This window comes from Olleya sp. Hel_I_94, assembly GCF_007827365.1.
Taxonomy (GTDB): domain Bacteria; phylum Bacteroidota; class Bacteroidia; order Flavobacteriales; family Flavobacteriaceae; genus Olleya.
Genome location: NZ_VISI01000002.1, coordinates 506,809 through 525,145, shown reverse-complemented (window position 1 = coordinate 525,145; position 18,337 = coordinate 506,809). Strand labels below are relative to the sequence as shown.

At 30.0% G+C, this 18,337-nt stretch carries 18 protein-coding genes; 6 read left to right on the top strand and 12 right to left on the bottom strand.

Annotated elements, in window-relative coordinates; all coding sequences use genetic code 11:
• The first annotated feature begins 122 nt into the window (after positions 1 to 122).
• Positions 123 to 1,445: a serine hydrolase domain-containing protein gene (locus JM82_RS05350; RefSeq protein ID WP_145001698.1), complete on the top strand. Its 1,323-nt coding sequence runs from the start codon at positions 123 to 125 to the stop codon at positions 1,443 to 1,445.
• A gap of 194 nt (positions 1,446 to 1,639) precedes the next feature.
• On the opposite strand, the gene JM82_RS05345 is transcribed toward JM82_RS05350, so the two are convergent.
• Positions 1,640 to 2,239 (bottom strand): DUF6642 family protein, encoded by a 600-nt coding sequence (locus tag JM82_RS05345; RefSeq protein ID WP_145001697.1) that lies wholly within the window; start codon positions 2,237 to 2,239, stop codon positions 1,640 to 1,642.
• 115 nt (positions 2,240 to 2,354) lie between these two features.
• Positions 2,355 to 3,593, bottom strand: a complete 1,239-nt coding sequence (locus JM82_RS05340; protein ID WP_145001696.1) for an NAD(P)/FAD-dependent oxidoreductase — start codon at positions 3,591 to 3,593, stop codon at positions 2,355 to 2,357.
• A 98-nt stretch (positions 3,594 to 3,691) separates the two neighbouring features.
• On the opposite strand from JM82_RS05340, the gene JM82_RS05335 reads away from it, so the two are divergent.
• Positions 3,692 to 4,054: a DoxX family protein gene (locus JM82_RS05335; RefSeq protein ID WP_145001695.1), complete on the top strand. Its 363-nt coding sequence runs from the start codon at positions 3,692 to 3,694 to the stop codon at positions 4,052 to 4,054.
• Positions 4,055 to 4,057: 3 nt separating this feature from the next.
• Here JM82_RS05335 and JM82_RS05330 read toward each other — a convergent pair whose 3' ends face one another.
• From JM82_RS05330 to JM82_RS05320, 3 genes are all read right to left on the bottom strand, one after another.
• The gene (locus tag JM82_RS05330; protein WP_145001694.1) at positions 4,058 to 4,414 is read right to left on the bottom strand and encodes a DoxX family protein; all 357 of its coding nucleotides are present in this window, start codon (positions 4,412 to 4,414) and stop codon (positions 4,058 to 4,060) included.
• Positions 4,415 to 4,456: 42 nt separating this feature from the next.
• On the bottom strand, positions 4,457 to 4,621 hold the full coding sequence (locus JM82_RS05325; protein ID WP_145001693.1) for a Lacal_2735 family protein: 165 nt from the start codon (positions 4,619 to 4,621) through the stop codon (positions 4,457 to 4,459).
• A 150-nt stretch (positions 4,622 to 4,771) separates the two neighbouring features.
• Positions 4,772 to 6,112 carry an ATP-binding protein gene (locus JM82_RS05320; protein ID WP_145001692.1) on the bottom strand — a complete coding sequence of 447 codons (1,341 nt, stop codon included), beginning with the start codon at positions 6,110 to 6,112 and terminating at the stop codon, positions 4,772 to 4,774.
• A gap of 302 nt (positions 6,113 to 6,414) precedes the next feature.
• Between JM82_RS05320 and JM82_RS05315 the strand changes: the two genes are divergently transcribed.
• The gene (locus tag JM82_RS05315) at positions 6,415 to 7,035 is read left to right on the top strand and encodes an outer membrane beta-barrel protein (protein ID WP_261375324.1); all 621 of its coding nucleotides are present in this window, start codon (positions 6,415 to 6,417) and stop codon (positions 7,033 to 7,035) included.
• A 371-nt stretch (positions 7,036 to 7,406) separates the two neighbouring features.
• Here the strand turns inward: JM82_RS05315 and JM82_RS05310 are convergent, their stop codons facing one another.
• Positions 7,407 to 8,453, bottom strand: coding sequence for an ArsO family NAD(P)H-dependent flavin-containing monooxygenase (locus tag JM82_RS05310; protein ID WP_145001691.1), 1,047 nt, complete (start codon positions 8,451 to 8,453; stop codon positions 7,407 to 7,409).
• Positions 8,454 to 8,508: 55 nt separating this feature from the next.
• Complete coding sequence (locus JM82_RS05305; protein ID WP_145001690.1) at positions 8,509 to 9,519, bottom strand: LLM class flavin-dependent oxidoreductase; 1,011 nt, start codon at positions 9,517 to 9,519, stop codon at positions 8,509 to 8,511.
• A gap of 228 nt (positions 9,520 to 9,747) precedes the next feature.
• Here JM82_RS05305 and thiE point away from each other — a divergent pair, with 228 nt between their 5' ends.
• A complete protein-coding gene (gene thiE, locus JM82_RS05300; protein ID WP_145001689.1) occupies positions 9,748 to 10,392 on the top strand; it encodes a thiamine phosphate synthase in 645 nt (214 codons plus the stop codon).
• 94 nt (positions 10,393 to 10,486) lie between these two features.
• On the opposite strand, the gene JM82_RS05295 is transcribed toward thiE, so the two are convergent.
• Complete coding sequence (locus JM82_RS05295; RefSeq protein ID WP_145001688.1) at positions 10,487 to 12,349, bottom strand: OmpA family protein; 1,863 nt, start codon at positions 12,347 to 12,349, stop codon at positions 10,487 to 10,489.
• 430 nt (positions 12,350 to 12,779) lie between these two features.
• On the opposite strand from JM82_RS05295, the gene JM82_RS05290 reads away from it, so the two are divergent.
• The gene (locus JM82_RS05290; RefSeq protein ID WP_145001687.1) at positions 12,780 to 13,679 is read left to right on the top strand and encodes an EamA family transporter; all 900 of its coding nucleotides are present in this window, start codon (positions 12,780 to 12,782) and stop codon (positions 13,677 to 13,679) included.
• Positions 13,680 to 13,711: 32 nt separating this feature from the next.
• On the opposite strand, the gene JM82_RS16525 is transcribed toward JM82_RS05290, so the two are convergent.
• The 3 genes from JM82_RS16525 to JM82_RS05275 form a co-directional block, all read right to left on the bottom strand.
• Entirely contained in the window at positions 13,712 to 14,002 is a 291-nt protein-coding gene (locus tag JM82_RS16525) for a hypothetical protein (RefSeq protein ID WP_261375323.1), read from the bottom strand.
• A 218-nt stretch (positions 14,003 to 14,220) separates the two neighbouring features.
• The gene (locus tag JM82_RS05280) at positions 14,221 to 14,850 is read right to left on the bottom strand and encodes an alpha-ketoglutarate-dependent dioxygenase AlkB family protein (protein ID WP_145001686.1); all 630 of its coding nucleotides are present in this window, start codon (positions 14,848 to 14,850) and stop codon (positions 14,221 to 14,223) included.
• Between the two features lies 1 nt (position 14,851).
• Entirely contained in the window at positions 14,852 to 16,366 is a 1,515-nt protein-coding gene (locus JM82_RS05275) for a BCCT family transporter (RefSeq protein WP_261375322.1), read from the bottom strand.
• Positions 16,367 to 16,615: 249 nt separating this feature from the next.
• Between JM82_RS05275 and JM82_RS05270 the strand changes: the two genes are divergently transcribed.
• The gene (locus JM82_RS05270) at positions 16,616 to 17,512 is read left to right on the top strand and encodes an AraC family transcriptional regulator (RefSeq protein WP_145001685.1); all 897 of its coding nucleotides are present in this window, start codon (positions 16,616 to 16,618) and stop codon (positions 17,510 to 17,512) included.
• A gap of 7 nt (positions 17,513 to 17,519) precedes the next feature.
• Here the strand turns inward: JM82_RS05270 and JM82_RS05265 are convergent, their stop codons facing one another.
• Positions 17,520 to 18,275: an aspartate/glutamate racemase family protein gene (locus JM82_RS05265; protein ID WP_261375321.1), complete on the bottom strand. Its 756-nt coding sequence runs from the start codon at positions 18,273 to 18,275 to the stop codon at positions 17,520 to 17,522.
• Positions 18,276 to 18,337: the final 62 nt, after the last annotated feature.

Sequence of the window (18,337 nt, the reverse complement as noted above, 5' to 3'; positions counted from 1 at the left end):
TCTTTTTTAATGATAATAGGTCTTTTTACCGTTGTCATTTTATCAGACCTGTTTGTCATTCTTTTTTTTAGATATTGAAGAATTAAGAGAGTTTTGAGGTATAATTTAAAAATAGATATCACATGAAAACTTTACAACAATTAACACTATTACTATTTGTACTTATTCAAAGTATGTCTTTTGCTCAGGAAGACAAATTAGACCTTATTGATCAGAAATTTAATCCCTTGTTAACCCAACAAAATAAAGGTGTTGCTATACTTATAAAAAAAGATAATGAGATAAACGCATTAAGTCTTGGTAACTTTAACTTACATGAAAATCATGTTTTTAATATTGGTAGTGCATCAAAAACATTTACTGCAATTTTATTGCTTCAAGAAGTAGAAAAAGGCAAAGTAAAACTAAGTGATAGTATAGGCATGTATTTGACACCACTAAAAAATGTAGATAATGGATTAACTATCCAACAATTACTAACTCATGAGAGTGGTTTGGATGAAGTTATAGGAAAAAACATCCAAGATGCATTTTATGCTAAAAATGATTCTATTTATAATATTGATCTTTTAAATCAAATAGAACAAAACAATCCAAAAATGATAGGTAAGTATGATTATTGCAATACAAACTACTTGTTATTAGGCAGAATTATTGAAAAAATAACGGATCAAAGTTATTTTGATTTGGTTAGAGAGCGCATCATTATTCCTTTAAAAATGAATAATACTTACCCTTATTTACACAAAGGTTTACCAAATTTAGCAACACCTTACCATCAAGAAAAAGATGTTACAGCGTATTTGAATTATAAGTTTTTTGCAAATATTGCAAATTCAGCAGGAAGTATAGCGTCTACATTATCTGATATGGAATTGTTTTACACCTCTTTATTTGAAACTGATATTTTACTTAAAAAAGAAACAGTACAACAAATGATGGTGTCAGGGAATGAGAATTATGGTTTTGGAATTATGAAATCTAATAATGCTAACGAAAAATTATTTGGACATGGTGGAAATAACATAGGCTATGCTTTTAGAAATGCTTATAATCCTAAAACTAAAAACTTGTTTTTAATGTTTAGTAATACCTTGAGTATACCGTTTGAAAAGACTTTAAAAGATGATTTATTAGCGTATTTGAGTAATGAAAACATTGAAAACTTTAAGACCGTTAATATTGAAAACTTTAAAAAATATACTGGTAAATATTTGCTTAAAGAAGCAAATTTAACACTAGAAATAATTGAAGAAAACACGAAGTTGTATTTAGTAGTAGAAGCACAAGGTGTTAAAAGTGAATTAACCCAAAAAAATGAGACCACACTTTATGACACTGTAGTTGGTGCAACTTTAGAGATTATAGATGGTAATGAAAAAGCTTTAACATTTTCGCAAAATGGATTTACCACAACCATAAATAAAATTAGTCCTAAAAGTTAAATTTTGAAATTATATATTCAAAATTTACCTTATATATATTCCCAAATAAGTAATATTAGAGATATTAGCTTTAAAGAGTAGCACGATTTTATAAACAAAAATAACATTGTAAAGACCCTAACTATATGCAAAATTAGTTAGGGTTTTTAAATTAAGACAATGCGTCTATTTGTTTTAATAATACATTGTTATTCTTAATAATACAATCTAAAGTCAAGAAGTTTGCATAGTTTGTAATGTCTTTGATGCAGCTCTTCGACAACGTCAAACATATTATCATCTTCTTTAAATAAGTTAAAAAAGGCTATATCAAGGTTTGAGCTGGTAATTCCGTTGGATTCATAACCATAACCAGAGATAGCTTTTGCTCCAGTAATATCTAAAAAATATTGTGCTTCTTCTTCATCTAAATCTAACACTTTAGCATTGGAAAAATGTAGAATCTTACCTTGTAATCGTCCTTCAAAAAGCTCTGCAACTTCCTGCAAACTATAATTATAATCGTTTAGAATAATACTATTAGCTTCGCCTGGGATTACTAGATAAATTATTTCGTAATCATTAAAGTTATGATCGTCCAAGACCAATGCATTTAGGTTAGATTCTAAACCTTCAATAGAGTCGCATGTGTTATAAATACTAGCAACACCATACTGTGATGTTAACAGGTCTAATTTGTTTTGCGTTTCTGTCACAGTTTCAATTTCTTCATCTTCAACTGCTTCAAGACAGTAAATAAAATAGTCTGTATCTATTACTTGTGTTTGTGGTAATTGCTGTTTTTTATCTAACAAATCTTATTTTTTATACTTAATATATTGACTACAAAAATAATACATATCTTCTGTTTTTTAGGTGATTTTAACTTAGTCATAAGACTACTTAAAACTTTAAATTTATAACACACGATTATAAATTATCCAAAACACCATGTGCAGCCTTCTCTCCTGCTATCATAGCAGCATTTAAAGACCCATTTAATTGAACATCTCCTGCTAGAAAAATTGTATCAGTCAAACGCGTTTGTGATGGTAAAAGGTTATATTGTAAATTTTGTATTTTAGGTAAAGACATTGGGATTTTGTAATGCTTGATAAGTTTAATGACATCAATACCACAATACTGTTTCAATTCGGTTTGAACACGTTGTATCAATTTATCTGAAGACAAGTTTTGATTATCTACAACAGTAACAGATAGCAACTCTTTGTTACCTTTTAAATCGGATTCAAGGCTAGTGTGATAAAAAATGTTATTTATTACTGCATCTTTTTCAGGGATTAAACCAATTAAAGGTTTATTAATAACTTTACTTTCAGTTTCAAAATACAAAGTATCACAGCTCTGCCATTCTGTTACTTTTTTGTTTAGTTTGTTTACTAATTTACTTGGTTCTGTTGCTATAATGGTAAAATCACTTTTAATCTTTTGCCCATCTTCAAGAATTATTTCGCTATCATTAACAGTTGCCACTTTTGTATTAAATTTAAACGTGGTACGCCTTAAATTATTTGATAATTGTTTTGGTATGGCTTGCATTCCTCCTTTTGGCAACGCTGCGTCACCTTGACCAAACATTTTATATACAAATTCAAACATTCTGCTAGAGGTTTCTAATTTGTTTTCTAGAAAGATTCCGCTAAAAAAAGGATTAAAAAAGTCATTTATCATTTTTGAAGAAAAACCAAAATCTATTAAATAGGATTTTGTGGTTTGTTCTTTGCTTGAAAATATTTCTGAAAGTGATTTTTTCTTTAATTTAATATTAAGTTTCAGAATCTTAAATTTATCAGAAAGGGTTCCTACTCTAGCAAATACCGTCGAAAATAATAATGACTTATCTCTGAGAGGATCTCCAATACTATTTTGTTTTCCATTTTTAAAAATTGAAGCTCCTGGGATAAACGTTTGTAATTGTAAGGCTTCAAGATTAAGATATTTTTGTGCAGCAGGATAAGCAGTTAATAATACCTGAAAACCATGATCTAATTGATAACCTTCTACAATATCTGTTTTTACTCGGCCTCCAACCCTATCAGTCGATTCAATAATAACAGGAGATAATCCATTTTTTTCTAAAACCGTTGCAGCAATTAAACCACTAATTCCGGCACCAATTATATGTATTTTATAATCCTGTTTTTTCACTTTACTATTTTGTTTAATTATTTTAACGTAAAGATAAACAAAATTTGTATTTTTGAGATAAGCTAATCTAGTTATAAATCAATAAAACCAACATTATCGTGAATTATATAATTATTGCTCTTCAAATTATAGTAGGTATAAGTATACTTAACGTATGGCTAATACAAAATAATAAAGCAACAAAATGGCGAGGCGGAAATGCAAAAACTTTATTGGAAGAGTTTCGCGTTTTTGGACTATCAAAGCAAATGTGTTACATCGTTGGTTTTTTTAAGGTAACTCTTGCTGTTTTATTAATTTGTGCTATTTGGTTTCCTGTTTTAAAACAACCAGCAGCATTTGGATTAGCTGTACTTTTATCGGGATCTGTGGTAATGCATTTTAAGATAAATGATCCATTGATAAAATCTTTTCCTGCAACGTTTTTATTAACCTTATGCCTAATTATTGCTTTTATTTAGAGTCTAATACGAAGTAATTTTGTAATAATATTCTACACAAATATATAAGTTTATAAGTGCAAAGATTAACGATGGTAAGGCTTGTGCTATACTGTCTTTTATTTTTATCCTAACAATAAACCCTGACATCATTAAAATTGTTAATCCAGCAGAAGCTATTAATGTTAGTATTGGAGACAGGAAAAAACCTAAAATTAAGCCTAAAGCTCCTAATATTTGTAAAATGCCTGTTAGGACTCTTTGTTTGTCTAAGCCAAATCTTTTAAACTCGTCTTTCATTTTCAGAGAATACAGGCAATTAATACCATAAAATAAAAAGGCACAACTAGATAATAGTATTGCTAAATTTAAAAGATTCATTTAAATTACATTATAAAATGCTTAATAAAAAAGCTAGAAACCTTAATTAAGTTTTTCTAACTGTTTCATAACTTCTTCAGCTTCAAACGTTTTTTGGTCACTTAGTTTTCTGTTGGTAGTAGATAACGTGTGGGCTTCTTTTAAAAGCGTTTCATATTTAGCTTGTAATTTTTCTTTTTCTGATTTCTTTTTAAATATTCCGAACATATCGTTATTATTTAGTGTCTTTTGTATCTATTAGTTTTAATTATGTGAAGATACAAAATGTTTAACAATACACGTGTAAGGTTAAACAAAATTAACAAATAATAATATCACTTATTGCGCAATCCATTTTTTATCAAAAAAGAAACTGGTCTAGTTTTTTAATAACGTAAAATAAAAAGTGGTTCCAACACCTTCTTGACTGTCAACCCAAATAGCCCCTTTATAGTAAGTAATTATTTTTTTTACAATGGACAAACCTATACCAGAGGATGATCCTGTACTTTCTAATTTAGTAAAGACTTTAAAAATTTTGTCGTAATAATCAGATTTAATACCAATACCATTGTCTTTGACAAAAAACTGATAATGATCATCATGATCTGTGTAACCAACTTGTATACTTCCTTTTTCTGGATTACCATATTTTATGGCATTTTGTATCAAATTTTGAAACACTTGTTTAAATCGCCAAGCATTACCATTTATACTAGGTAAGTTTGGTTGTACTGTTATGGTAACGTAAGTTGGCACTAATAATGTTTGTATAACTTCGTCTACGATTACATTAAAATCAATAGATTTATCTTCTGCCTCAAGTCTGTCAATGGTTGAGTAATCTAAAATTCCTTTGATTAAAAAATCCATCTTTTCTACATTAAACAACACTTGATGTAATGGTGTTAATGCTACATCCTCCAATATATCTTTATGGTCATCCATAAACCAACTTATTAGCGTATGGATATTTATTAATGGTGCTTTTAAATCGTGTGATACAACATGAGCATATTCATTTAATTCTTCATTTTGACGTGATAAAAACTGTAATAATTCTTCTTTTTTAGCCTCTTGCTCCTTAAGACGTTCTTCATTTTCCTTTCGTTGAATAATATTTACTAGCATGTTAGCAAATACAAAAAGGATATCTTTTTCTTGATCATTAAATTTATTGATTTGTTTAACGGAGTCAAATCCTATAAAACCTATCAATTCTTTGTTTTTAAACTTAGGTATCGTTATTAAGCTTTTAATGCCTTGTGGCTCTAAAACAGCACGTAAACCATGCTCGCCATCTTTTGGTAATAAACTGACATCTTCCACAAAAAAGGCTTCCCCTTTTTTATGTGCTTCAACCCATTGCGGAAAATATTCTAATGGGACTTGCTGTAAATTATCTAATTCTGGTTCAATACCTTGTGCACACCACTCGTAAGTATTAGACGTGGTGTTGTCTATAAAATTGTATGAAAAAATGTAACTTCTGTCAGACTCTACAAACTCGCATATTTGTTGTAAAGAAGTATTAATTAAATTATCAATGTCCGATAAATCAGAGTTAATATATTGTGTAGATATACTAATTAGTAACTCTTGAAAACGAATTTGTCGCTCTATAATTTTATCTTTTTCTAATTGTTTTAAATAATTTAATTTATTGGTTTTAAGTTGTTCTGAGTGGGTTCCTAAAGGGTCTTGATAATCATTTTTCATAGCACTAATCAGAATTTTAAATGCGGTTAAGTTAGTTTGGTTTTACTAATATAATATTTACATTTTTAAAACTAATATTATCCATGTTCAAATTAACATTTTTTTTCTACAATCTTTTAACGACGCTAGTTGACTTAAGTATTTGATTAGCAAATTAGTCTGTATTTACACCAAGAGATTAACTATTTTTAAAGCTAATTTGTATATAAATAAAGTATATTTGTATAGGTTGAAATTGAAGTAAAATAGCTGTAAATTCAATCTTACTTTTTTACATAAAATAATTTTCAAATCAAACAATTATGAAACAATTTGGAATAGTGTTAACAGCACTATTAATTAGTGGTCTATCATTTGCTCAATTAGAAGTCTCTTTAAGTACAGGTTATGCTGTTGGAAGTGCTGGAATGAAATTAGGAGAAACAGTTAACTTATCAGAAACTGAAAACGCTTATGGTAGTTATGGAGAAGGTGCAAATGTACAACTAAGAGGGACTTATTATTTTAATGAGTCTTTTGGTGTAGATTTAGGTTTAGGATATTTACATGGTACTGACCAAACGGTATCCGAAGTTAATGTTCCAAATCGTGAAGTAGATGCTGTTGCTAGAGCACGTGCTTTTGGAGCATCAACATCTATAGTATATAAATTTACAAACAATATTTATGGTCGTTTTGGTGCTTTATTAAAATTAGGAGGAAAAACTGAAGCTGTAGTATATGATAAATCAGTACTTTCTCAGGCAGAAGCTGATGCTTTTGGAATCCCTTTAGGGTCTTACTCTGAAACGAATTATAAAGAAGATTTTCATGGACATTTTCCATTAGGATTTGTAGGTGCTTTAGGTTATAAATTTAACCTAAATGATAACTTAAATTTATTTGTTGAAGCTGAGTATTACGGAATTAGCTTAAAGCGTTAAGACTCTGAAATTACAGAATTTAATACAGATGTAGTTTTACCTGATGGTACTGTTGCATTTGCTGGTTTTTATAATATTGATAATTTACCAAACGATTATAATAAAGAAACAACGTATGTAGATAATTTATCTAATTCAAATACGGATTCATCTAGAAAATTATCTCAAAAAGTACCATATTCGTCATTCGGAATTAACTTTGGAATTACCTATAAATTTAAAAGTAGTTCTAAAAAACAATAAGTCTTTTAAATAGTACATATAAAAAAAATAAAGCCTATTAAAACGTGATTTTAATAGGTTTTTTTTGTGCTGAAAATTTAAAGGTTTTTAATTTGAAACACAAAATTACTTGATTAATAATTAAAATGTTAAGATCTTAAAATCGAAACTATATTATTAACAGTATGTCTTGCTGTTTTGCCGACACCGTAAATAGTCGCAGATGCAAATCCAGTCCAACTACCATAACCAACTAACCATAAATTTGGTAATTTTTTACACTTAGTATAACTGGTCTCTATTTTATTATTTTCAATAATATCCAAGGACTCTAAATGTTTTAAGTTAGCCTTAAAACCAGTGCACCAAATCACTGCGTCAACTGCAGTTTTATCTTCATTGTCCCAAACAACTCCATTATCATAAAAAGAAGAAAAAGGACGTTTAGACGTTAGTGCACCTCTACCTCTAGCCTCTTTTACGCTTTGTACCATGACAATATCGCTTAACGATGTTTTTAAACCCGCATTAGTATTACCTGTTTTTCCATAAAACTTATCTGTAGCATCATTAAATAAATAGCGACCGTCAATATCATCAGGTAAAAAATTAGGCTCATTTATAGTAACCCATTGGGTTTTTGCAACTTTAGAAACTTCTGCTAAAACTTGTGCTCCCGAGTTTCCGCCTCCTACTATTAATACACTTTTGTTAGTATAGGAATCTGCATTTTTATATTCTGAAGAATGTATCATGGTTCCTAAAAACATCTCTTGCTTAGGATATGTTGGTATATAAGGGTTTTGCGCAGTTCCTGTAGCACTAACTAAGGTTTTACAGTAATACGTTCCCGTATTTGTTTCAAGTTTATAGCCAAACGCTGTTTTATGTACAGCGGTTACTTTAGTACTTCTTTTAATATTTAAATTATAACGTATTTCATATTGCTTTAAATACTCAATAAAACTCGTTTTACTAGGATATTCGGATTCGCCTTCAGGCATTCCCCAACCAGATAATGAGCTGAATTGTGTTGGAGAAAACAACTTTAAACTGTCCCAAGTATTTGTCCATGATCCACCTGCTTGATCTTGATCGTCCAAAATTAAATATTCAATTTTATAACGTCTTAAAAAATAGGCGACAGACAAACCTGCCTGACCACCACCAATAACAAGTGTTTCGTATATTTTCATTAAAACTAAATGATTAATTAGAAAAGCTTCATCAATAAATGTACATAAATTAGTGCTAATCAGTATTTAGCTCATCCATAATTTCTGCAAATAATTGATACGATTTAATACGGTCGTTAATATCATAAATATTAGTAACAGCAATAAGCTCGTCAGCTTTAGTCTGCTCCATAAATGCTTTAATTTTAGGCTTTACAGTATCTTTGCTACCAATAAAAGAATATTTTAACATTTGATGTACCTGAGGATTTTTTAAAACTTCTTTGTAATACTCTGTCATCTCTGTTGGTGGTTGTACTGCTTGTCTTTTGCCTGTAAATAAGCCAACAATCATGCTAATTAATGACGTAGATAGACGCTCTGCTTCTTGATCAGTATCTGCAATAATAATGTTTACACCAGTAATAACATAAGGTTTTTGCAACACTGATGAAGGTTGAAATTTATTTCTATAAATATCTAAAGCATCCCATAAATGAGTTGTCGCAAAGTGACTTGCAAATGCATAAGGTAATCCCTTTTTAGAGGCTAAATGAGCACTATCTGTACTTGATCCTAAGATGTAAATAGGAACAGTCACACCTTCTGCAACTGTAGCTCTAACTTTAGATGTTGCATTATCTTCAGAAAAATATTGCTGAATTTGTCCTACCATATTAGGAAATGCGTGTGCAGCTTCCATAAAATCAGACCTAATCGCTTCAGCTGTTTCACGATCTGTTCCAGGTGCTCTACCTAAACCTAAATCAATACGGTTAGGATATAACGTCGCTAATGTACCAAACTGCTCTGCTACTATTAATGGCGAATGATTTGGTAACATTATTCCTCCAGATCCAATAGTTATTGTTTTGGTGCCTTGTGCAACATAACCAATTAAAATTGAGGTGGCACTACTACCTATATTGGGCGAGTTATGGTGTTCTGCCAACCAATATCTTTTATAACCAAAGTCTTCCGCTTGTTGTGCTAAATGTAACGCATTATCATAGGTTTGCTTTAGTGAATGATCTTGAGACACTAACGCTAAATCTAAAATAGAATATGATGTTTTTTGAGTTTTCATAGTTTGTAAGTGTGCTATTATAAGTCTGTTTTAGACCTTAAATATTGCAACTACAAAGTTACATAACATAGTACTGCTAAGGTTGTATGTATCTATTAAACTTTTGCTAAAGCCTTCTTAATAAATTATAATAGTTGTGCGCATCAAGAAAGACTTAAGTGTTTATAATAGTTGTATTTTTGTGTTTTAATATCCAAAACACGGTTGTAACAAGAAAGTATTAAATACATGATTATACCTAAACTACACTATATAACACAAGGCGAAACTGCTAAACAAATTTTAGAAAATGTGCAAAAGGCATGTACTTCTGGTGCAGAATTAGTACAATTACGTTATAAAAATGTGTCTGAAAAAAAGTTTTTAAAATTGGCTGAAGCGGTTATAAAAATAACATCCCATTATCAGACAAGATTAATTATAAATGACCATTATAAATTAGCTAAAACGATTAAAGCAGATGGAGTCCATTTAGGACCTTCAGACACTTGTCCAACTATTGCTAGAAAACACTTATATACTTGGCAAAGTATTGGAGGTACTGCTAATACTTTAGAAGACTGCGAAACTTTAATCACTAAAGAAGTTGATTATATTAGTTTGGGACCTTTTAGATTTACTGATACTAAAGCCAATGTAGGACCAATTCTAGGTTTAGAAGGTTATACTGCAATTATGGATGTTTTAAATACAACAACGCCAATTATTGGTGTTGGAGGAATTACAACTTCAGATATTGAAGCTATTTTAAAAACGGGAATTTCTGGAGTGGCTGTTTCTAGTCAAATTACTAAAAACTTTGAAAGTATAAAAACATTTAACCAATTGCTTAAAGCATCTGTTATAGCAGAACAACGTCATACTTTTGAATAATTTATAATAACATTGAGTTTTATAAAACAAAAAAGCTATCATAATTAAAATTATGATAGCTTTTTTTATAAGTTGTAATTTATGGATTAACTAATTAGTTAATCTTAATAGTTAATACACCTCTTCTGTTTTCTGCTCTACCAGCAGCAGTTGTATTAGTAGTTGCTGGTTGCGTCTCTCCTACTCCTGTAGTCGTAATAACATCTGAAGCTAATCCTTTAGATACTAAGTAATCTTTAATAGTTTGCGCTCTTTTTACAGATAGGTTGTAGTTATAGTTAACACCACCTTTGTTGTCTGCATGACCAACTATAGACACGTTGTAAGATGCATCTTTAGTCATATCTGTAGTTAATTGATCTAAGATTATTTTAGCATTTAAATCAAGCTCTGCACTATCATAAGCAAAATACACTTTTCTTTCGCCTTCAATAGGGTTAGCAACTGGCTTAACGTCTTTAACAACAACAGGACAACCGTTATCTGTTCCTTTTACCTCAGGACAGTTATCTTTATTATCAGGGAAACCGTCACCATCAGTATCAGGACATCCACCAAATTCAACACGACCTTTTACTTCAGGACATAAATCGTCTTTATCAGCAACACCATCACCATCTGTATCAGGACATCCACCAAGACTAGCTAATCCTGCAACTTCTGGACAAACATCATACTCGTTTGGTACACCATCTCCATCAATATCGTTATTTACTTCTTCCTTAGCGTTTCCATTTCCTAATTTATACACGATACCTAAGCTATGTGCAAAATGTTTTGGTAAGTAGTCTTTAAACGCATGCTTGTAAGTGGTTTGCAAGTTTAATCCAAAATCATCATTGATGCTATATTTTAAACCAACAGCACCATTAACAGTACCTGCACCAACTAAATCTGAACCGTTTGCTGCATAAGATGTATTATAAGGACCTTCTTCAATCCAAGTATAACCACCACCAACTGCTAAAAATGGTTGTAAATCGTTTTTACCAAATGCATAGTTAATCATACCATCTAAACCGTAATACTTAAGGTTGTCTACTAAAACGCTTTCATCTGCACTACCTAAATCACCCCATTTAGTTAACTCATTTAAAGTACCTCTTGCAGTAATAGATAAGTTTTTGTTGAAATTTTTAGTTACACCAACATATACACCTAAATTCCAGTGATCGTTAAGGTTAAAAAATTCGTCAAAATAATCTCCTTGTGGCGCATTTTCTCCAACAGGATAAACATCAATAGCACTTACACCAGTTTCAAAAGACCAACGTTTGTCATTTTTAGAATCTGTAACTGACATGTCAGCACTGTTTTCTTCCTTAATAGTATCTTGATTTAAGCTATAAACTAAACCTAAACTGTGTGCCCAATGCTTTGTTAAATAGTCCTCAAATGAGTGCTTATATGTTGTCTGTAAGTTAATACCAAATCTATTAGTAACGTTATAACGTAATCCTAAAGCTCCATTTACAGTACCAGCACCAACTAAGTCTGATCCGTTAGCAGCAAAAGAAGTATTGTATGGACCTTCTTCAATCCAAGTGTAACCACCACCAACTGCTAAAAAAGGTTGTAATTTACCTTTACCAAAAGCATAATTGATCATAGCGTCTAAACCATAATATTTTAGGTTATCCACTAATACACTTTCATCTGCAGCACCTAAATCACCCCATTTGCTAATTTCGCTAAAAGTACCTCTAGCAGAAAGTGATAAGTTATTATTAAAGTTTCTTGTAATCCCAACATAAACACCGTAATTCCAATGATCGTTTAGATTTAAAAATTCGTCTAAATAATCTCCTTGAGGAAAATCTTCTCCGACAGGATAAACATCAATTGCAGTAAAACCAGTTTCAAAAGACCAAGTCTTTTCTGTGTTTTGTGCAAAAGAAAATTGCATACTAAATACTAGTATAAGTGTTAATGATAAAATGTTGTAATACTGTTTCATATTCAAATTATTTTTTATTTTAAAAATTAATTAAGCCGGCAAATTAACAACAATTGAAATCAATAAAAGACAAAAATTTTAATGAAATAATTAGCTGTCAAAACCCACAATTATCGAAATAATAATGATTTTGAATTAGAGTGTAGAATCGTTAATTAATTATGTTTAAATATGGTTTAAGTCTAATGTTTTTAGTACTTAACTAGTAAATGCATAAAAGTTAAATTCGTCATAAAACCGAAAAAAAGTGTTGTCATTATTAGTAAGAAATTCCATTCAAACGATGAACAGTAAAAAAGTCCGTTGTAGTAAAAATCTTATCACATTTAAAATATAGTTTTTTGATTAAAATTTAATTTTTGATGGTGTAAAACGTTTAAAAATATCAGTTTTAGTATTTCAAAATCTGTTAAAAAACTATATTCGCAGCATGTGGATGTATTTAGGTTTATTAGCAGCTCTTTTTTTAGGATTACATAATTTGTGTAAAAAGCATGCAGTACAAGGTAATGAGGTTTTTCCTGTACTTTTAGGTACCATTGGATCTGGCTTTTTATTTATACTTCCGTTTTTTATTGGTTCTGTTTTTTTTCCAGAGGAAACCAAAAACTTAGGATTTTATATTACTAGTATTCCTTGGCAAACGCATGGTTTTATATTTATCAAATCAATGATTATGGCTGCGTCATGGATATTAGCCTATCAAGCGTTAAAACATTTACCCATAACTATTGTCACACCAATCCGATCCGCAGGTCCTTTTTTTACTTTTATTGGAGCCATAATTATTTATAACGAAACGCCTAAGTTTTTACAATGGATAGGTTTTTTTCTTATCATATTTTCTGTAATCCTCTATTCTAGAATTGGTAAAAAAGAAGGTATTATATTTAAAAGAAACAAATGGATTTTCGCTATTATCGGAGCAACATTTTTAGGTGCTTCTAGCGGTTTATATGATAAATTTTTGATTCAGAGTTTAAGCCTTAACCCTCAAACGTTACAATTTTGGTTTTGTTGGTATACCATACTAATTTTAATAGTTATATTATCTATTACGTGGTTTCCGTATAAAGCTAAACGACAAGCGTTTAAATGGCGTTGGACTATTGTTGCTGTTGGTATTTTATTACAAGCAGCAGATTATTTTTACTTTAAAGCACTACAAGATCCTGATGCCTTAATCATGTTATTATCTGCTATAAAAAGAAGTCAACTTATAATTGCAGTTGTAATTGGAGGTATTGTTTTTAAAGAACATAATAAACGCAAAAAACTTGTTCCTTTATTTGGGATATTATTAGGTGTCTTTTTGATTTTATATTCTTAAAAACAAAAGTGGTTTATAATAAAATAATGCTATTAAATCGATTTTATAGCTGCTTGTATCTGTATTCTAGCCATATCATAAACTAACTTAGAATTTGAGGTATTAATAACAGATAACTCTGTGCATGCTAAAACTACAATTCCATTTTTGGTATACTTATTAAGCAAATCATTAAATATGTTTAATTGCTTAGGATTTGCATCACCATTGTAAACAGCTATTCTTAAATTGTCTATTAGTTGCATATCTGCATCAGATATTTTTTTTGTTGGGTCAAATTCTTTAGTTGTGTATCTCCAGTTTAAAATTTCTTTTAAATTCATTTGTATGTATTTTTTATGTGTTGATTAATAATTACATTGCAAATATAATTACGTATACTCCTTTTTTTAGCGTACAAAAAAAGGTAATGCAGGTACAAAAAAAGGTTTTTTAAGGGTTTTTTCTTAAAATTTTCCTAAAACAAGTAAAAAACACTGTTTTATGACACTTATACATACATTAAATAAACGTTAAACCTTTATTAATACAAGGCTAAAATCTAGCCAACCCATCTAAAAGTTAAGTTGACTCTCGGCTGAATTGGTTTTTTGGTTTTAGGAATTTTGTGTTTCCAGTATTGCTGAGTAGCAGCTTGCATAAGTAATAAACTACCATGAGCTAACGGAATATCGACACGGTTTAAATCTTTACGAGATACGTGTTTTAGCTGAAAAGGTCTTGTAGCTCCAAAGGTTATTGAGGCGATTACTGAATTTTTACGTTGCTCGCCTTTATAATCTTGATGCCAATCTACACTATCTTTTCCGTCGCGATAATAATTGAGTAAACAACGTGTAAATTTAATATCGACTTCTTTTTCAATTCGGTTTTTTATTAAAAGTAAATCATTATTCCACAAATGCATTTTACTCTTAGTTTCGGCATATGTAATATCTTTTTCAACATCGCCAAACCAAGCGGTTAATCTGGGATAATCAATTAATTTGCCATGAATAACAATTTGTTCTTGCTCCCAAGGTGTGTTTTCTAGTAAACTTTTATATAGCGTATTGCTTTCTTCTATGCTGAAGAAATTTTCGAATAAAGTAACATCAGCTCCTGGTAAATCGTATACTGTTTTGCGGACTCCTTCTGTTGAAAATAAATTTGTTTGATTAAATAAGTCCATTTTAATGTTCTTTTAAATTTGCATTATTAGGTCTTTCTTTTCTTAAATCCTGTATAAAAAAGCCAAACATGATAATGATAAAAAATGAAAATGGTAAAGACGTTATAATTAATAATCGCTGCACAGCCTCCAAAACATTGACATTAGACTTAATGTTACCTAGAAGAATGAGTGCGATAGTGGCTAATAGAATGAAAATAGACCAAATAACGCGATGTGCTTTGTTAGGATTTTTAGAACCTTTATCTGTAAACATGCTTAACACAAATACAGCAGAATCGACAGAAGTGATTAAAAAACTAATTAATAAAAATATAGAAGTTATGTTTAAAACGGTAGCAAAGGGATAATGTTCGAAGAATACAAAAATAGATGAGAATACATTTCCAAATTCGTTATTATATGTTCCCCAATTTTTAATTAAATTGAATGCTGAAGTTCCAAAAACCGAAAACCAAAAGAAGGTTCCGATAGACGGAATAATTAAAACACCTAATAGCAATTGTCTTATTGTTCTTCCTTTAGAAATACGCGCAATAAAAATGCCTGTAAAAGGTGCCCAAGCCAACCAAAATGCCCAGTAATAAAAGGTCCAACCCGTTAAAAACTCTAAACCAGGATTGTAATCTCCCAATGCTAAACTGATTGGAATAAAGTCTATAATGTAGTGATAAGTTGCAGTTACAAAGGAAACTAAAATCTCTTTGGTATTGCTAGTAAAAAAGATAAATAATAAAATTACTAGAGTGACTATAATATTTAATTTTGAAAATATTTTGATACCCTTATTTACACCTTGCCAAGCGGAATAACAAGCGATTGTTGATATTAAAACACATAGAATTATAGTTGTAGTTAACCCAAAACCAGCATTAAACACATGGTTTAGTCCTCCATTAATTTGTGTAGTACCCAAACCAATTGCTGCTATTAGTCCAAAAATAGTGGTTATAATAGTGATAATATCTACGCTACTTTTTATAGGTTTATTTTTAATTTGATCTTCGATTGTGGCACTAATTCTCACTTTCTTTTTTTTAACATGCAAAGCATAACCAACAATAACTGCAAATAGTCCGTAAAATGCCCAAGCTGTAATTCCCCATTGATAAAAAGTGAATTCTAAGGCCAAAATATCGTTAGACAAATTAGATTTAAAAGGTGGGTTTTGTTGCATAAAAACAGGTTCTTGTACAGCTCTTAATAAAATACCAGATCCCATTCCTGCACTATACAACATAGCAATCCAAGACCAAAGTGAGTATTCTGGTTTCGTGTTTGGTTTGCCAAGTTTTATGTTTCCGTATTTAGAAAATGCAACTAATAACAATGCTACAACACAACCAAAACCTAAGTATAAATAGAAATATCCAAAATAATTCCGAACCCATAATGAAGCGGTTTCAATTGCATAATAACTTGCTTCGGTAGCAAAAAACACAATTAAAGTGCAAATAAAAATGATACCTACAGAAATAGATAAAATAGAATGTTTTTTAATGTATTTAAAAATCAAATTGGATGTGTTTATGTAAAAATAGTGATTAGAATTTAAATCCTAATCCCTATTAATTAATATATAACTGTATGGTTTTCTAATTTACCGTTTCTGTCATTTCACTTAAAATAAACTAGTCAAACAAACCCTTTTAATGTATCTTAATTGGATATTAATGTATAAATAAAGGTTATGAGTATGAAAAATCAGGTTGTTATTTCTTTTTTATATAAATTTGTTTGAATATTTTAAATAAAACACGAGATAATGCAAGTATTAGAAGCATATAAACCTTTTGAAATACAAGAAATAGAATTAACAGAATGGAAACAGCGTCCTGTTAAAAACAACTTTTTTGAATTGGTTTTAATTAAAGAAGGTGAAGGTACACAATGTATAAATTACAACGATTACACTTATACTAAAAATAGCATGTTTTTGCTACCACCATTAAAATGTCACTCTTTTACTATTGAAAAACCGACGCGTTTTGTGTTTTTAAAATTTACAGATTCGTTTTTTAAGAATGTAAATAGGATTACAATTGATAGAAACGAATGGTTTAAAGAAGCTGCTTATATACTCTCTAATTATAACCAATTACCAGGAGATATTATTAAGAATGAAATGGATAGAGACCATTTAAACAGCCTAGTAACTATGATTTTACAAGAATCTAGAAATTATGGCGAAGAATCTGTTAACCTAGTAACTAGTTTAATGACGAGTGTTTTAGAGTTGTTAATTCGAAATATTAAAAAAGGAAGTTATTTTGAAGTTCCAAAAAATAATTCGGATGATAGAATTACAAAAATGTTGACTTATATTAATGAAAATATTGCTAAAACAGAGCTACTTAAAGTCGAAAATCTATCCGATGTCTTTATGATGTCTGCGACTTATGTAAGTGAATATTTTAAGAAACAAGTAAATATGTCTCTTCGAGAATATATTATTAAAGCGAAGCTGAAACTTGTAGAAATTCGATTGCTAAATTCCGATTTTACATTAACACAAATTGCAGACGAGCTTGGTTTTACAGACGTAAGTCATTTATCTAAAACGTTTAAGCGTTATGCAGGAACTTCTATACGAGAATTTAAAAATAATGGAGAGTATATGTTGTTAAAACGTGGAAGTTGTGCACCAACTATTAGAGCTTAACGAGTAATTAAGCTATTAATTCCATTTTTTTAGATTCGCGTATTAAAGCAGCAGCCAAAACGGTTGTAGCATCAATAATTAAGCTGTCTTCAATTTTTTGGTATTGGATTGCTAACGGAATTTCGGTACACCCTAAAATAACAGCTTGTACGCCTTTTCTAGACAAATAGGTCGCTGCCATACTCAGGTTTTCTTTCGCCTTTTCGTTTACCGGATTTGAAAATGCTTTAATTCCGTAAGATGTATCGTATATGGAAGGATGTACAAATAAATCCTGAATATCTTCGGAAGGTTGAATAACTTCGATATTGTATTTTGCTAGAACTTCAGGATAGACTTTTGCTAAAATAGTTCCTGTAGTTCCTAAAACACCAACTTTAGTGATTTCTGGATGTTTTGTAGAAATATAGAGTCCAACTTCTTCAATTAAATTAACTAAAACACAAGATTCTGGTATACTTTTTTCAATCAAGCTTAAAATCGGTTTAGCGTGTGCTGTATTACACGGAATAGCAATAATAGACGATCCACTAGCGATTAAAGACGATATAATTTCTGCTATAGCAATACCAGGATTTATTTCAGTTTCACCTAAAAGATATTTAGTTCTGTCAATAATTTTATGAGGTACAGAGAGCATTGAAACTGGTAAATGGTCTTGATCCGACGTTGCTTCTGTTAAATCGTATACCTTTTTAATTAAGTCAATACCAGCGTAACTACCTACACCACCAACTATACCAATCATTTTGTTCGTCATCATAAGTTCTTCCTATAAATTATAAAAGAATAAGATGCCAAATTAAAGCTGTTTAAATCAAATTT

What these genes read in the sequence shown, in the direction of transcription:
- JM82_RS05270 (WP_145001685.1), top strand. Translation starts at nt 16,616, where the DNA reads ATGCAAGTATTAGAAGCATATAAACCTTTTGAAATACAAGAAATAGAA.
- JM82_RS05330 (WP_145001694.1), bottom strand. Translation starts at nt 4,414, where the DNA reads ATGAATCTTTTAAATTTAGCAATACTATTATCTAGTTGTGCCTTTTTA.
- thiE (WP_145001689.1), top strand. Translation starts at nt 9,748, where the DNA reads ATGATTATACCTAAACTACACTATATAACACAAGGCGAAACTGCTAAA.
- JM82_RS05305 (WP_145001690.1), bottom strand. Translation starts at nt 9,519, where the DNA reads ATGAAAACTCAAAAAACATCATATTCTATTTTAGATTTAGCGTTAGTG.
- JM82_RS05295 (WP_145001688.1), bottom strand. Translation starts at nt 12,349, where the DNA reads ATGAAACAGTATTACAACATTTTATCATTAACACTTATACTAGTATTT.
- JM82_RS05290 (WP_145001687.1), top strand. Translation starts at nt 12,780, where the DNA reads ATGTGGATGTATTTAGGTTTATTAGCAGCTCTTTTTTTAGGATTACAT.
- JM82_RS05280 (WP_145001686.1), bottom strand. Translation starts at nt 14,850, where the DNA reads ATGGACTTATTTAATCAAACAAATTTATTTTCAACAGAAGGAGTCCGC.
- JM82_RS05320 (WP_145001692.1), bottom strand. Translation starts at nt 6,112, where the DNA reads ATGAAAAATGATTATCAAGACCCTTTAGGAACCCACTCAGAACAACTT.
- JM82_RS05310 (WP_145001691.1), bottom strand. Translation starts at nt 8,453, where the DNA reads ATGAAAATATACGAAACACTTGTTATTGGTGGTGGTCAGGCAGGTTTG.
- JM82_RS05350 (WP_145001698.1), top strand. Translation starts at nt 123, where the DNA reads ATGAAAACTTTACAACAATTAACACTATTACTATTTGTACTTATTCAA.
- JM82_RS16525 (WP_261375323.1), bottom strand. Translation starts at nt 14,002, where the DNA reads ATGAATTTAAAAGAAATTTTAAACTGGAGATACACAACTAAAGAATTT.
- JM82_RS05265 (WP_261375321.1), bottom strand. Translation starts at nt 18,275, where the DNA reads ATGATGACGAACAAAATGATTGGTATAGTTGGTGGTGTAGGTAGTTAC.
- JM82_RS05315 (WP_261375324.1), top strand. Translation starts at nt 6,415, where the DNA reads ATGAAACAATTTGGAATAGTGTTAACAGCACTATTAATTAGTGGTCTA.
- JM82_RS05325 (WP_145001693.1), bottom strand. Translation starts at nt 4,621, where the DNA reads ATGTTCGGAATATTTAAAAAGAAATCAGAAAAAGAAAAATTACAAGCT.